Here is a 15,081-nt window from a genome sequence, read left to right as displayed (position 1 = left end):
GATCTGCTTGCCGCTGATCTGCGCCATCGGGAAGTGCAGGAACGACCGCGCGATCTGACCGGCGCCGTTGTTGCCGAGCTTGAGCTCCGTCGACGTCGACATGTCCGTCGTGTAGCCCTGCTGCACGAAGGTGTCGAAGCTCGTCCCGAGGTTCACCGACGGGTCGACGGTCACCGGGAACTTCGTGGCCGGGTCGGCCAGGAACGCGGCGTCGGGGGTGAGGGTCAGATCGATCGCGTCCCCGCGCTGGGTCACCTTTAGGCCGACGTCCGCGCGGCGGGTGTGCTCGCCGGACTCGGGGTCGACGTGCGCGTCCCACATGACCGGAGCCGGCAGGACGCCGACCTCCTTACCGGTCTTCTTGTCCAGGAACGTCACCGAACGGTCCGCGTTGGCGCGGGCCTTGACGCCCCGGGCGTTCAGCGTCAGCGTCACCGAGCCGTTCGCGTCGATCGCCGAACGGTCCTTCAGCTCCAGGAACTGCTCGAAACCGGTCCGCGTCGACTCGATGATCAGGTCCGTCGCGGTCAACGCGTTCGCATACCGCGCCGTCGTCCCCGACAGCGTCGGCTCCGGCAGGACACCGCGCCACGACAGGTCCACCGCCCGGCCGTCACCGTCGTCCAGGGAGACCAGCGGAACCGGCGCGGTCCGCGCCTCACCGGCGGCGCCCGACGCCCGTACCCGCGCGGCCTGCGCGGCCGGGGTCTTGCCGCCCAGCTTCAGGCCCAGCGGGTGGTCCTTGGCGATGACCGAGCCGTCCAGGCCCTTCACCAGCGCGACATCGACGTTGCGCCACGTGCCCGTCTTCTTGTCGCGGAAGCGGACCGGGCCCGACGCGGCGTCCGTCGTCACCGTGCCGTCCGGGTTCGCCCAGGTCGTCGTGGACTCCGTCCGCTCCGACAGCGCCTCCACCCGCTTGCCCGACAGACGGGCGGCGACCGTCGCGGACGCCAGATCCGCCGCTTCGGTCGCATGCCGCGTGTCATCAGCAGCTGAGGGCAGTTGCTTCGACAGGGCCACTGCCTGCCCCGTGACCCCCAGGGCGAGGGTGGCCTCGACGGCCATCAGCAGGGCCGTCGAGAGCGCCACTCGCTGCAGGCCGCGTCTCGTCAAGCATCTACCACCTGGCGAACTAGGTGGGGATATGTGTGAACTCACGTGTAAAAGCCAATCTTTTGAAACGGTCGCGCGTGCGACTCGTGAAGATCATAAGGAACTTGTGAAGCCCGCCAGCCGTCTACGCGGCCTCGGTTGTCCCCGGTGCCGAGTTCACCCGACGGCTGGGGGCCTGACACCCGCAGTCGCTACGCTGGGGCGCAACGGCGACGGAAGGCGGGCAGGCGTGGGGTGGATGCGGCGAGGGCCCAGGCGGGACGGCGACGACGCGCCGCGGGACCCCGAGTTCGCGTACTTCTCCCAGCGTGAGGCCGCGCTCTTCCGCGGCCGGGTGCGGGAGACCTTCGCCGAACTCGGCCTCGAGGTCACCGTCTACGCCGACCACGTCATCGACGACAAGGGGCGCCGCTTCGGCCTCGGCAACCTCGCCGCCGTCTGCCACCAGGACCGGCGCGGCCCCCGCGTCTGGCCCGGCATGATCGACCGGCACATCGGCCTGGTCGTCCGTGCCATGGACGGCCCGTCCGCCCTCGACACCCTGCCGCCCGAGCAGATCCGCTCCCAGCTCTACCCCCGGGTCGTCAGCGGCGACGGCATCGACGCGGGCGCCTTCGGCTACGCCAGGACCGTCGCCCCCGGCCTCTACGAGATCCTCGCCCTCGACCTGCCGGAGAGCGTCATGATGCTCACCGACGAGGCGCTCGAACGGCTCGGGGACCACACCCAGCTCCGCGACCGGGCCCTGCGCAACCTGCGCGGGCTGCCCGTCGAGGAGCACGAGACGGTCCGCGACGCCGACGGCATGTGCTTCGAGGTCATCCTCGGCGACTCCTTCTACACCGCGAGCCGCGTCCTCGACCTGGACGGAGTGGCCCAGCGCGTCACCGGCCTGCCCCTCGGCGAGCACGGCGCCCTCGTCGCGATGCCCTTCCGGCACCAGCTCGCCTTCCACCCCATCCGCGACACCTCGATCATCCCGGCCCTCGGCGCGATGGCCTCCTTCGCCGCCTCCGGGTACGAGGACGTGCCCGGCGCCATCAGCCCGTACGTCTTCTGGTGGCGCGGCGGCACACTCACCCAGCTCAGCGAGCACGACGAGGAACGGGGGGACCTGCGGATCGTCGTCGGCGACGACTTCCAGGAGCTCCTGGAACGCCTCATCGCCCAGGGCCCGGACCGCCGCTGAGCGGTCGGGGCGTCGCGGCCCGCGGGGGTGGGCTCAGCCGTCCGTGAGGACGACCGCCGACTCGCCGGGCAGCCGCAGTGCCCCGTCCGCCGCCGGGGCCTCCACCGGCTCCCAAGCCGCCAGGACCCGGTCGCGGCCGTTGGTGCCGAGCGGGATCACCGCCGGCTCCTTGCCCAGGTTGACGGCCACCCGCAGCACCCCGCGCCGGAAGACCAGCCAGCGGGCCTCCTCGTCGAAGGCCGCCTTCACCCCCGCGAGGTCCGGGTCGGTCAGGTCCGGCTGGGTGCGGCGCAGCGCGATGAGCTCCCGGTGCCAGGCGAGCAGCCGCTTGTGCGGGTCCCGCTCGCGCTCGCCCCGGTCGAGGACCGAACGGTCCCGGGTCGCCGGCTCCTGCGGGTCGGGGACCTCGTTCTCGTCCCAGCCGTGCTCCGCGAACTCCCGCCGCCTGCCCCGCCGTACCGCCTCCGCGAGCTCCGGATCGGTGTGGTCGGTGAAGTACTGCCAGGGCGTCCTCGCCCCCCACTCCTCGCCCATGAAGAGCATCGGCACCGAGGGCGCCGTCAGGACGAGGGTCGCCGCGCAGGCGAGCAGACCGGGGGAGAGGGAGGCGGAGAGCCGGTCGCCCAGGGCTCGGTTGCCGATCTGGTCGTGGGTCTGGGCGTAGCCGAGGAAACGGTGGGCGGGGGTGCGCTCCCGGTCCACCGGACGCCCGTGGTGGCGGCCCCGGAAGGCCGAGTACGTGCCGTCGTGGAAGAAGACGTGGGTGAGCGTCTTGGCGAGCGCCGCCATCGGCGCGCGCGCGAAGTCCGCGTAGTAGCCCTGCGCCTCGCCGGTCAGGGCGGTGTGCAGGGAGTGGTGGAAGTCGTCGTTCCACTGGGCGTGGACGCCCGTCCCGCCGAGCGCGCGCGGCGCGGTCGTGCGCGGGTCCGCGAGATCGGACTCGGCGATCAGGAAGTGGGTACGGCTCTGCTCCCGCGCCAGCTCGTCGACGGCCGCCGACAGCTCCTCCAGGAAGGTCAGCGCCCGGGTGTCGGCGAGCGCGTGCACGGCGTCGAGCCGCAGCCCGTCGATCCGGTAGTCCCGCAGCCAGGCGAGCGCGCTGCCCTGGAAGTACGCCCGGACCTCGTCCGAGCCCGGCGCGTCCAGGTTCACCGCCGCGCCCCACGGAGTGTGGTGGGTCTCCGTGAAGTAGGGGCCGAAGGACGGCAGATGGTTTCCCGAAGGCCCCAGATGGTTGTGCACCACGTCGAGGACCACGCCCATGCCGAGCCCGTGCGCGGTGTCCACGAACCGCTTCAGCGCCTCCGGGCCGCCGTACGGTTCGTGCACCGCCCACGGCGCCACCCCGTCGTACCCCCATCCCCTCACCCCGGGGAACGGGCACAGCGGCATCAGCTCCACATGGGTGATGCCGAGGCCCGCCAGCTCCCCGAGGCGCGCGGCGGCCGCGTCCAGGGTCCCCTCCGGGGTGTAGGTCCCGACGTGCAACTCGTACAGGACCGCGCCGCGCAGCCGCAGCCGGGGGGAGTCGTGCCGCCAGGAGTACGTGGAGTGGTCGACGACCGCGCTGAGCCCGTCGGGCCCGTCGGGCAGCCGGCGGGAGCGCGGGTCGGGCAGGACGGGCCCGCCGTCCAGGGCGAAGCCGTACCGGTCGCCCTCCTCGGCGGGCACCACGCCCGTCCACCAGCCGTCCCGCTCGGCGTCCCGCTCCAGGGCATGGCCGGAGCCGTTCAGCCGCAGCGTCACCCGGTCACGGGCGTTCGGCGCCCACACCTCGAAGAGCACGGAAATCCCCTCGTCGACGGACCAGCCACTCCATGACCGACATGACCGGCTACCCCGACCATCCTGGCAGTCAGGCGTCTGCCACGCCCGGCGCGTCCCACACGTAGTTGATCGCGCGCTCGAAGGTGACGTAGCCCGCTCGGGCGAACGACGCCGCCATCGGCACGTTCCCCAGGTCCGTCGCGGCGCGGATCCGGGGTACGTCGGCGGCGGCGAGGATCCGGGTCCCCTCCGCCAGGATGTCGTCGATGTATCCGTGCCCGCGATGGGCGGGCAGCACACCGATGTACGCGATGGTGTGGTGGTAGTTGTTGCGCGCGGGGACGACGAAGCCGACCGGCTCGCCGCTCTCCGGCAGCTGCGCCACCCGCCACCACTCGCGGGGCGAGGAGTAGTGCGCCAACTCCTCGTCGAAGTGCAGCTCGGCGGCCTCCCGGGCCGAGAGACCGGACGCGAGGTCCGCCTGCCCGTGCGCGTCGAGCGTGCCCTCCATCACCGGTGTCATCAGCGCGACCAGGTCCTCGCGGTCCCGCACCGGGCGGAAGTCGAGACGGCCCGCCGGCTCCGGTACGGGGGTGCCGGGCCGCCACTCCAGCCGGAGCCGCTCGACCAGCGGACGGGCCCCCGAGCGTTCCAGGACCGAGAAGAGCGACTCCAGGAGGGAGCGGGTCTCCGGGACCTCGCGCCAGTCCGCCGGTATGAACCGCCCGAACTCGGGCCGCTTGGCGCCCGCCGGGACCACCGCGGCCGTCGCGGTCTCCAGGAGCCGCAGACCGGTCTCCGCGCGGTCCTCGTCGGACAGCTCGGGGGAGAGGTCGAAGAAGTCGAGTGCCTGCGGCTCCGCGCCGGCCTTGTGCGTCCACCAGGCGACCCGGCCGAGGAGCCGGTCGCCGTCGAGTGCCACCCACATCCAGCCGGGGACCCGGCGGCCGGTGGCGAGGTCGTCGGCCAGCTCGTGGTCGAGCGAGTAGGTCAGGCGGAGGAACAGGTCGAGTTCCTCGGGTCCGGCGAGCGGACGTATGACGAGTTCGCGGGCGCGGTCGCGGTCGTGGCCGTGCGCGCGGGTGTGGTCGAGGTCGTGGGCGGTCGAAGAGGACGCGGTCACGTCGTGGTTCCCCCTGGGGATCTCTGGTCGGCGAGACGGCAGACCGTAGCAGTGATCTTGGGGGACCGGTACGGAGTAAATCCGAGTGGGCGACGAGGGCCCGCTGTTACCGTCCGATCATGCTTCGATCGGAGGATTGATGGAGAGCATCACGAAGAACCGGCAGACCGTCGAAGCGCTGCGCGCGATGGTCGCCCGGGCCTACGGCCCGGAGGAGGTGTGCGACGGCGAGGACTGGGTCGGCGAACTGAGCGAGGGCTGGTTCAACGTGGCCTACCGGATCCGGCTGCGATCCGGCGCGCGGGCCGTCCTCAAGATCGCGCCGCCGCCGGACGTCGAGGTCATGACCTACGAGCGCGGCGCCATGGCCACCGAACTGGCGGCGCTGCGGCTGATCCGGGAGCACACGAAGGTCCCGGTGCCGAAGGTCGACTTCGCCGATCAGAGCCATGAGGTGTGCGACGCCGACTACTTCTTCATGGAGTACGTGGACGCGGACAACCTCGGCGTCGTCGGGGGCACCCTGACCGGGGCGGAGACCGACGCGTACGGCGAGGCTCTCGGCGCGGTCACCCGTGAGCTGAACAGCATCCGAGGTACGGCCTTCGGCCCGCTGGCAGGGCCCGGCGACAGCACGTGGCGCGCGGCCTTCCTGCGGATGGTCGAGGAGGTGCTCGGCGACGGCGAGCGGCGCGGCGTCGACCTGCGCCACGGCTATGACGTCATCCGCGACGTCGTGGCCGCCCACGCCGGTTCCCTGGACGAGGTGACCGAGCCCCGGTTCGTCGAGTGGGACCTGTGGCCCGGCAACTGCATGGTGCGCGACGGCCGGATCGTGGCCGTCATCGACCACGAGCGGGCGTTCTACGGCGATCCGCTGATGGAGTTCGGCTTCGCCGGGAGCGAGTCGAGCGCCTACGGGGACTCCACGGCCTTCATCCGCGGCTACGGCCGCCGGCCGTTCACCCCCGCCGAACGGACGCGCCGGCGGCTGTACAACCTGCACCTCGCTCTGATCCAGGTCATCGAGACGGACTTCCGGGCACACGCCGACACCGAGCAGTACGAGTGGGCGTGCGCGCGGCTGACGGAGACGGTCGCCCTGCTCGGCGCGTAGGCCCACCGACGGCCGCCTCGACGCCGCACGTCTTCCTGGAGGTACCGGGTGGGCCCCATCCGGGGCCCTTCTGGACACGTCGGGTCCGGCGGGCCGACAATCACGGGTGTGACGACCCCTTTCGAGCTTCCGGCGAACACCCCTCGGCTCACCGACGCCGAGCGGGACCGCGCGCTGGTGCTGCTCCGTGAGGGCGCCGCTCAAGGCCGCCTCTCGCACGACACGTTCCTGTTCCGGATGGAGCGCGCGCTCCAGGCCCGGCGGCCGGACGAACTCGACCTCCTCACCGCCGACCTGAAGTCCGAGGGGACCTGGACCCGGCGGGTGGTGGGCGCGGTCGAACGGATGTCCGCGTTCACGGCGAAGCTCGGGCGCGCCTGGCACGCGGAGCGGCTGCCGAAGCTGCTGCTGCCCCTGCCCGGCCCGTACCCGCTGCGGATAGGCCGCGACCCGGTCAACGGACTCCGGCTCAGCCACGAGACCACCTCCCGGATGCACGCCGAGCTCTCGCTGCAGAGCGGTATGTGGGTGCTGCGCGACCTCGGCTCGACGAACGGCACGACCGTCAACGGGCGTCGGGTCACGGGCGCGGTGGTGGTGCGGGCGGGGGACGTCGTGGGCTTTGGTCAGATGTCGTTCCGGCTGTCCCACGGCTGAGCCCTCCTCGGGTACGTTCACCGGGCCCCGGCCCCCCGTTCACGCGTTCACCCGTTCGGTGGTACGCGGCGGGCGGTGCGGCGCGCGTGGTGATGGGCTGGTCGGACGCGCGCCATGATCTCCGGCCGCGGCACCCACCGCCGACCGACAGGGGCCCGCGATGAGCGACGAGCCGAAGCACGGCATAGGGAACGACGACAGGCCGGAGGTGCCGTCCGGCGACCCCTGGACCCGGCTGCCCTCCATGGCTCCGGCGACACGAACCGGGCCGAAGGCCGGGACGCCCGGGGCGAAGGCGAAAGCCGGGACCCGCTCCGTTTCCGGTACGTCCACCCGGATGCCCCGGTGGGTCGCCGCCGCCCTCCCCGGGCGCCTGCGGACCGCGGCCGATCCGACCGTGGCCGATCCGACCGCCGCTCGGCCCGGGAGTCCCGCGGGGCCCTTCCCGCCCGGTCCCAGGACCGTCGCACCGAGCCCCCTCGACCCCGGTGCCACGCGCGACCCGCACGGCATCCACCGCACCCTGCGCGAGGAGTTCCCGCTCACCTACGACCCGCTGCTGCGGGCCTGGGTGCTCTCCCGGTACGCGGACGTGGCGACCGCCCTCACCGACAGCCGCTTCACGCACGGGCACCGGCCCGGGGACCCGCCGTGCGCGCGGGCCCACGTCGACGTCGACGTGGAGGCCATGCGGTCGGTCACCGAACGCACCGCGTACGTCCTGGCCCGCCGGATCGCCGAGCGGCCCCAGGCCGACCTGGTCGCCGACTTCTGCCACTGGCTGCCCGCGGGCACCGTCGCCGCCGCCGTCGGCGTGCCCTACCGCGACATGATGCGACTCGTGCGCGGCCGGGCCGCGGGGGCGCTCGCCGGGGAGTGCGGCGCGCAGATCGCCGTACGGGAGAAGGCGCTCGCGTCCTTCCTCGGCAACGTCCTGGTGGACCCCGACCAGGTCGCCGCCCTCCGCGACGCCCCCGCCGGCCTCGTGGGCCGGGCCTGGACCGAGTCGCTGCGGCGGGACCCGCCGGTGCAGGTCGCCGTGCGCCGTACCAGCGCCGAGGTCCCCGTCAGCGGTGGTGTCGTCCCGGCGGGCGCCTCCGTCGCCCTGCTCATCGGCTCGGCCGGACGGGACCCGGAGCGCTTCCGCGAGCCCGACCGCTTCGACCCGTTCCGTGACGACCCGGGCCAACTCACGTACGGCTGCGGCTTCTGCCCGGCCGTCGTCCTCGCAGGCCTCGAAGCCGAGTACGCCCTGCGGGCGCTGTTCACGGCCATGCCGCGGCTCCGCCTCGCCGACGGCTTCCGCCCCACGCCCACCGGGCTCATCACCCGGGCCCCGCGCAGCCTGATCGTCCGTCCCGGCGGCTGAAATGCGGTCGGGGCAGGAGCCGCGCAGCAGGAGTGGCGGACGGCCCCCCGACCGCTGCTAGGGTGACGTGCGCTCGTCAAGGAGCCTTCTTTAGTACCACTTTCAACGGGGATTCAAACATGAAGATGCGTCATGTTCGCGCCATCGCTGTGTTCGGCATCGCGGTCGTCGCCCTGACCGGTGCCCGCGGCTCGAACGGCGGCAGCTGCGACAACAGCAGCTCCAGCTCCAGCTCCAGCAACAACGGAGGCGACAACAGCAGCACCTCCGGCGGCACTTCCGGCGGCTCCGTGCCCGGCGGCTCCAGCAGCGCCGACAAGGCCGCCCGTGACGTGACCATCGACGAGTGCGCGTACGACCCGGCGACCAAGAACCTCGTCGCCCGGATCACCGTCAAGAACGACGACTCGACGGACTACGACTACAACGTCACGATGAAGTTCACCGGCGCCGGCAGCGACGTCCTCCCGATGACCGCCATCGAGACCGGCATCGCCGTCGCGTCGGGCGCGTCCGCGAAGGCCGAGCTGACCACCCCGTACGCCGGAACCGGTGACGGCTCCGAGTACACCAAGTGCGAGGTCACGCGCGCCTCCCGCTTCTGACCGTCCGACGGCCCCGGGGGACGCCCCCGGGGCCTCGCCTCAGTCCCCAAGCCGCGCGAGCAGCGCCACCGGCCGCTCCGCGAAGAGCTCGGCGAGCTTGAGCTCCGTCGCCGGGCCACCGGTGAACTCCCTTACACCGTCGAGGACATCGGCCCAGCGGCCCTCCGGAAGCACCAGCTCCGTGTCCTGCCAGCCGCCCGCCTCCCAGAGCCGCAGCGAAAGCCTGGTGACGGCGGTGACCACCGCGCCGGAGCGGGCGAAGGCCAGGCAGTGCGAGGCGGCCGGACCCTCGGCCGTCAGCGGGGTGTACGTGCCCGCCGCGCCGAAGGCCTCCGGGCGTTCGCGGCGCAGCCCGAGGGCCGCGCGGACCAGGGCCGTACGGTCGTCGTCGGGTCCGACCGCGAACGGGGCCCGGTTGTCCGGGTCGACGAGTGCCCGGTACTCCCGCTCCGTGTTCTGGTACAGCTCCGGCACCCCCGGCATCGTCAGCTGGGCGAGGAGCACCCCGAGCGCGTGCGCCCGGATGTGCGGCTCCAGGGCGAAGGCCGCCTCCGAGGCGGCCCGGAGCGGGATGCGGCCGGGTCCCGCCGCCGCGAACTCGGCCACCGCCCGCTCGTACTCCGTGTCGGGCTCCGTCCAGCTGGTCCGCAGCCCCGCCTCCCGTACGGACTTGAGGATCGCGGGTCCCAGCCGCTCCGCGTCCGGGGTGCCGAAGCCGAAGGCGGTCTGCCAGGCCGTCCAGGCCACGTGCGGGTCGGGCGCGGGCACCCCCGCCACCTCCGTCAGGAGCTCCGCCCACACCTGCGGGCACTGGGCGAGGACCGCGATCGCCGCCCGGACGTCGGAGCTGCGCTTGGTGTCGTGGGTGGACAGCACGGTCCCGGTACCCGGCCAGTCCCGGGCGATCCGCAGGCAGTACGCGTGGAACTCCTCCACCGGCACGGCGGGCCGGCCCGCGTCGCCGCCCACCTCGTTCGCCGAGAGCAGCGGGGTGTACCGGTAGAAGGCCGTGTCCTCCACCGACTTGGCCCGCAGCGCCGAAGAGGTCTGCATGAACCTGGCCCGGAACGCCCGGTGTTCGGACCCTTCGCCGAGCGCGCCGAGCGCCAGACCGCGTACGACGTCGACCGCCGCTGCCTCCTCCGGCACCGCGAACGCCGCCTTCGCGCCGCGCGCCGCCTCCGGGGTCAGGACCTCCTCGCCGCCGGTCCGGTAGGCGCGGTAGACGGGCGCCCGGACGAGGAGTTCCCGGATCGCGGTGCGCAGCGCCCAGGGCGCGTGGTCCCGCAGCGCCGGGTCGGCGGCGCAGATCCGCTCCGCGATCCGGGTGAGGACGGCGGTCTCGGCGGCCAGGTCGTGCCCCACCACCTCGTACGCGGCGCGCCGCTCGGTCGCCTCCCACTGACCGCCCCTGTCCCCGGACCTGCCCACGAACTCCCGGTACAGGTCCGTCAGTTCCGCCGCGCCCAGCGGGTCGGTGAACACCCCGTCGAGGTGGCGCAGGGCGTCGTAGCCGGTGGTCCCGGCGACCGGCCAGGCCGTGGGCAGCGTCTCAGGACCCGTGAGGATCTTCTCGACCACCGTCCAGCACCTCCCGCCGGTCGCCGCCGCCAGGTCCTCCAGGTAGCCCTGCGGGTCGGCGAGCCCGTCCGGGTGGTCGATGCGCAGTCCTTCGACGACCCCGTCCCGGACCAGCTCGACGATCTTCGCGTGGGTCGCGGCGAACACCTCGGGGTCCTCCACCCGCACCCCGATGAGCTCCGAGATGGTGAAGAACCGGCGGTAGTTGAGCTCGGTGCGGGCGAGCCGCCACCAGCCGAGCCGGTACCACTGGGCGTCGAGCAGCTCGTCGAGCGGCAGCCCCTCCGTGCCGGGCCGCAGCGGGAACTCCTGACCGTCCAGGTGCAGTGCCCCGCCGGAGACCCGTAGCCGGTCCCGTACCTCGGGGAGCCGCGCGGGCAGCACCGGAAGCAGCAGCCGGCCGTCCCCGGCGGACCGGTCGATGTCGAACCAGCGGGCGTACGGCGACTCGGGGCCGTCGCGGAGCACGGCCCGCAGCGCCCGGTTGTGCCGGGGGGAGGCCGCCATGTGGTTGGGCACGAGGTCGACGACGAGCCCGAGCCCGTGCGCCCGTGCGGTGGCGGCGAGGGCCCGCAGCCCCTCCTCGCCGCCCAGTTCGGCCCGTACGGAGCCGTGGTCGGTGACGTCGTACCCGTGGGTGGAGCCGGGGACCGCCTCCAGGACGGGGGAGAGGTGGAGGTGCGAGATCCCGAGGCCCGCGAGGTGGGGCACGGCCCGCTCGGCGGCGGCGAACGGGAACTCCGGCTGGAGCTGGAGCCGGTAGGTCGCGGTGGGAGTCGATGCGGAGGAGGAGGTCATGCGAACGTACGTACCCGGCCGGAGGGCTTCTGTGTCATCGCCCCATGCACCCGTTCGTGTGCATCGCGTTAGCTTCCCTTGATGCTCCGGATGTATCGCGACACCCTGTCGCTGCTCGGTACCGCCCTGCCCCTCGTCTCCTTCCTCGGTCGGCTGCCCACCGCCATGTGCCAGCTCGGCAGCCTGCTCCTGGTCGCCGAGACGAGCGGCTCCCTCGCCACGGCCGGCCTCACGGGCGGCGCGCTCGCCGCCGGGCAGACCGTCGCGGGGCCCGTCATCGGCCGGCTCGCCGACCGGCACGGCCAGCGCGGAGTCGTCCTCGTGGCCTCCCTCGCCAACGCGGTCGCCGTCACGGCCCTCGTCCTCGCCGCGCTGGGCCACGCCGCCACCGGCCCGCTGATGCTCCTCGGCGCGGTCGCCGGAGCGACCGTCCCCCAGGTCGGGCCGCTCGCCAGGACCCGGTCGGTGGCCCTCGCCCGCCGCTCCGGCGCGGACGACCGGACCGTCGGCACCGTCCTCTCCTTCGAGGGCACCCTCGACGAGGTGTCCTTCGTCCTCGGCCCGGCGCTCGTGGGCCTCGCCGCCGCCTTCGCCCACCCGGCCGCGGCCCTCCTCCTCGCGGCGCTGCTGCTGGCCGTCTGCGGGACTGCCTTCGCCCTCCACCCGACGGCGAAGGCCACCGCCCCGGACCCTTCGGCGTCCACCCGATCGGGCGCGGCCGAACGGACGCGGCTGCCGGGATCGGCGTACGCCCTGCGTGGCGCGATGGTCCTCCAGGGCGCCATGTTCGGCGCCTCGCAGGCCGGGATCACCGCGCTCACCGAGCGGCTCGGTGCGCCCGCCCAGGCCGGTCTCGTCTACGCGGCGATGGGCGTGATGAGCGCCGCCGTCGGCCTCTCGATGGCGGCCGTGCCGGCCCGGATCGGGCTCATGACCCGCTGGCGGGCCGCGACCGCCGCGCTCGTGGTCCTCTCCGTACCGCTGCTGTTCGTGGGTTCGCTCGGCGCGCTGTACGCGGTCGTGGTCGTCCTCGGCGCCGCGTACGCCCCGCATCTGATCACGGTCTTCGGCCTCACCGAGCGGACCGTTCCCGCCGCCCGGCTGGCCGAGTCCATGGCCTTCCTGACCAGCGGGATCGTCGGCGGGCAGGCCCTCGCCCTCGCCGTCTCAGGCCGGCTCGCCGAAGGCCACGGCGCCCCCGCCGCCTTCGCGGTGGCGGTGGGGGCGGCCGTGGCCTGCGCGCTGCTGTCCTGGTCGGTACGGGTGCCGGCTCCCGTACGCGAGGTCAGACCGGCCGTCGCAGAACGGTCAGGCTGAGCGGCGCGAGCGTCACCCGCTCCCCGGCCGCCAGCTCCGGGCCCTCCTGCGGTGGCATGCCCTCCGGGTCGGAGGTGTCCACCACCGTCTGCCAGCAGGCGCCGTGGCTGTCGGGCACCGCGAACTCCAGCTCCTTCGACGAGGCGTTGAACATCAGCAGGAAGGAGTCGTCGGCGATCCGCTCGCCCTGGGTGCCGGGCTCCGAGATGGCGTTGCCGTTGAGGAAGACGGTGAGCGCCTGGGCGTGCGCCGCCTGCCAGTCGCGGGACTTCATCTCCTCGCCCTCGGGCGTGAACCAGGCGATGTCCGTCAGCTCGTCGTGGGTGCCCTCCACCGGCCGCCCGTGGAAGAAGCGGCGGCGCCGGAAGACCGGGTGGTCACGGCGCAGCCGCACCATCGCCCGGGTGAACCGGAGCAGGGTGGTCTCCGCCTCGCTCTCCGGGCTGTCCGCCTTGGGCCAGCGCACCCAGGACACCTCGTTGTCCTGGCAGTACGCGTTGTTGTTGCCGCCCTGCGTCCGCCCGAACTCGTCGCCGTGGCTGAGCATCGGCACCCCCTGCGACAGCATCAGGGTGGCGAGGAAGTTGCGCGTCTGGCGGGCGCGCAGCTCCGCGATCCCGACGTCCTCGGTGTCGCCCTCCGCGCCGCAGTTCCACGAGCGGTTGTGGCTCTCGCCGTCGCGGTTGCCCTCGCCGTTCGCCTCGTTGTGCTTCTCGTTGTACGAGACGAGGTCCCGCAGCGTGAAGCCGTCGTGGCAGGTGACGAAGTTGACCGAGGCGAGCGGCCGCCGGCCGTCGTCCTGGTAGAGGTCGGAGGAACCGGTGAGCCGTGAGGCGAACTCCGCGAGGGTGCGCGGCTCGCCCCGCCACAGATCCCGGACGCAGTCCCGGTACATGCCGTTCCACTCGGTCCACAGCGGCGGGAAGTTGCCCACCTGGTAGCCGCCCTCGCCGACGTCCCAGGGCTCGGCGATCAGCTTGACCTGGCTCACCACCGGGTCCTGCTGCACCAGGTCGAAGAACGAGGACAGCCGGTCCACCTCGTGGAACTGGCGGGCCAGGGTGGCCGCCAGATCGAAGCGGAAACCGTCCACGTGCATCTCGGTCACCCAGTACCGCAGACTGTCCATGATCATCTGGAGCACGTGCGGAGACCGCATGAGCAGCGAGTTCCCGGTGCCGGTGGTGTCCATGTAGTACTTGGGGTCGTCGGCGAGCCGGTAGTACGAGGGGTTGTCGAGCCCCCGGAAGGAGAGCGTCGGGCCCAGGTGGTTGCCCTCGGCCGTGTGGTTGTAGACCACGTCGAGGATGACCTCGATGCCCGCCTGGTGCAGCGCCCTGACCGCCGACTTGAACTCCAGGACCTGCTGGCCCCGGTCGCCCCAGGAGGCGTAGGCGTTGTGCGGGGCGAAGAAGCCGATCGTGTTGTAGCCCCAGTAGTTGGAGAGCCCCGCGTCCACGAGCCGGTGGTCGTTGACGAACTGGTGCACGGGCATCAGTTCGAGCGCGGTCACGCCCAGTTCCTTCAGGTGCCCGATCACCGACGGGTGCGCGAGGCCCGCGTACGTCCCGCGCAGCTCCTCCGGAAGGTCCGGGTGGAGCATCGTCAGGCCCTTCACATGGGCCTCGTAGATCACCGTGTGGTGGTACTCGGTACGCGGACGCCGGTCGTCACCCCAGTCGAAGTACGGGTTGACCACGACCGACGCCATCGTGTGCGGGCCCGAGTCCAGGTCGTTGCGCGCGTCCGGCCGCCCGAAGGGGTAGCCGTACACCGACTCGCCCCACTCGATCTGCCCCGACACCGCGCGCGCGTAGGGGTCGAGGAGCAGCTTCGCCGCGTTGCACCGGAGCCCGCGCTCCGGGGCGTACGGACCGTGCACCCGGAACCCGTACCGCTGTCCCGGCATCACACCCGGCAGATAGGCGTGCCGTACGAACGCGTCGGTCTCGCGCAGTTCGACCGCCGTCTCCGAGCCGTCGTCGTGCAGCAGACACAGCTCGATCCTGTGGGCGGCCTCCGAGAAGACCGCGAAGTTGGTTCCCGCTCCGTCATAGGTGGCGCCCAGGGGGTACGCCTGTCCCGGCCAGACTTGCATGGATACGACTATTCCTCTTCTGTCCGGGTTTGTGGAGATGTTCTTCGGCCAGATCCTGCCCGAAAGAGGGGCAACCTCCTAGGACTTCGCCCCGTCCTACCGGGTGACCGCAGATCAAAGAGGGGGAAAGAGGGGGAAGTGTGTACGAAATAGCGCGCCGCCACCTGGGGAAGGTGGTGGCCGGAGCGGCCATGGCGGTGACGGGGACCGCCGTCGCGGTCGCGATCAGCCTGCCGGGCCAGGCGGGAGTCCAGGACCGGCGTGCCCCGTACGGTCAGGAGCGCCCCGCAGAACACCACCTGCACGATGGCGAGGAGGACGAGCAGCGGCATCGTTACCTCCTC

At 72.7% G+C, this 15,081-nt stretch carries 10 protein-coding genes and 2 pseudogenes; 7 read left to right on the top strand and 5 right to left on the bottom strand.

Annotated elements, in window-relative coordinates:
* Positions 1–1,116: pseudogene (locus ABT034_RS34760) on the bottom strand (sugar-binding protein); the annotation flags it as partial.
* Positions 1,117–1,345: 229 nt separating this feature from the next.
* On the opposite strand from ABT034_RS34760, the gene ABT034_RS34755 reads away from it, so the two are divergent.
* On the top strand, positions 1,346–2,305 hold the full coding sequence (locus ABT034_RS34755) for a DUF1444 domain-containing protein (protein WP_351221108.1): 960 nt from the start codon (positions 1,346–1,348) through the stop codon (positions 2,303–2,305).
* 33 nt (positions 2,306–2,338) lie between these two features.
* On the opposite strand, the gene treZ is transcribed toward ABT034_RS34755, so the two are convergent.
* Both treZ and ABT034_RS34745 read right to left on the bottom strand, forming a co-directional pair.
* On the bottom strand, positions 2,339–4,090 hold the full coding sequence (gene treZ, locus ABT034_RS34750) for a malto-oligosyltrehalose trehalohydrolase (protein WP_351221107.1): 1,752 nt from the start codon (positions 4,088–4,090) through the stop codon (positions 2,339–2,341).
* A 70-nt stretch (positions 4,091–4,160) separates the two neighbouring features.
* On the bottom strand, positions 4,161–5,078 hold the full coding sequence (locus ABT034_RS34745; protein ID WP_351221110.1) for a GNAT family N-acetyltransferase: 918 nt from the start codon (positions 5,076–5,078) through the stop codon (positions 4,161–4,163).
* Between the two features lie 256 nt (positions 5,079–5,334).
* On the opposite strand from ABT034_RS34745, the gene ABT034_RS34740 reads away from it, so the two are divergent.
* The 4 genes from ABT034_RS34740 (at position 5,335) to ABT034_RS34725 (ending at position 8,943) form a co-directional block, all read left to right on the top strand.
* Positions 5,335–6,312, top strand: a complete 978-nt coding sequence (locus ABT034_RS34740; RefSeq protein ID WP_351221106.1) for a phosphotransferase family protein — start codon at positions 5,335–5,337, stop codon at positions 6,310–6,312.
* Between the two features lie 108 nt (positions 6,313–6,420).
* A complete protein-coding gene (locus ABT034_RS34735) occupies positions 6,421–6,969 on the top strand; it encodes an FHA domain-containing protein (protein WP_351221105.1) in 549 nt (182 codons plus the stop codon).
* 160 nt (positions 6,970–7,129) lie between these two features.
* Positions 7,130–8,338: a cytochrome P450 gene (locus tag ABT034_RS34730; RefSeq protein ID WP_351221104.1), complete on the top strand. Its 1,209-nt coding sequence runs from the start codon at positions 7,130–7,132 to the stop codon at positions 8,336–8,338.
* Positions 8,339–8,457: 119 nt separating this feature from the next.
* Positions 8,458–8,943, top strand: coding sequence for a hypothetical protein (locus ABT034_RS34725; RefSeq protein ID WP_351221103.1), 486 nt, complete (start codon positions 8,458–8,460; stop codon positions 8,941–8,943).
* A 39-nt stretch (positions 8,944–8,982) separates the two neighbouring features.
* On the opposite strand, the gene treY is transcribed toward ABT034_RS34725, so the two are convergent.
* Positions 8,983–11,322 carry a malto-oligosyltrehalose synthase gene (gene treY, locus ABT034_RS34720; protein ID WP_351221102.1) on the bottom strand — a complete coding sequence of 780 codons (2,340 nt, stop codon included), beginning with the start codon at positions 11,320–11,322 and terminating at the stop codon, positions 8,983–8,985.
* A 90-nt stretch (positions 11,323–11,412) separates the two neighbouring features.
* Between treY and ABT034_RS34715 the strand changes: the two genes are divergently transcribed.
* Positions 11,413–12,639 (top strand): MFS transporter, encoded by a 1,227-nt coding sequence (locus tag ABT034_RS34715; protein WP_351221109.1) that lies wholly within the window; start codon positions 11,413–11,415, stop codon positions 12,637–12,639.
* Here the strand turns inward: ABT034_RS34715 and glgX are convergent.
* On the bottom strand, positions 12,608–14,737 hold the full coding sequence (gene glgX / locus ABT034_RS34710) for a glycogen debranching protein GlgX (RefSeq protein ID WP_351221101.1): 2,130 nt from the start codon (positions 14,735–14,737) through the stop codon (positions 12,608–12,610). The genes ABT034_RS34715 and glgX overlap by 32 nt on opposite strands.
* Positions 14,738–14,877: 140 nt before the next feature.
* On the opposite strand from glgX, the pseudogene ABT034_RS34705 reads away from it, so the two are divergent.
* A pseudogene (locus ABT034_RS34705) lies at positions 14,878–15,081 on the top strand (Tat pathway signal sequence domain protein); the annotation flags it as partial.

The organism is Streptomyces sp. NPDC002773 (assembly GCF_040295605.1).
Classification (GTDB): Bacteria; Actinomycetota; Actinomycetes; order Streptomycetales; family Streptomycetaceae; genus Streptomyces.
Note: the sequence above shows the minus strand (reverse complement) of the source record. Positions and strands in the feature narration are given on the sequence as shown.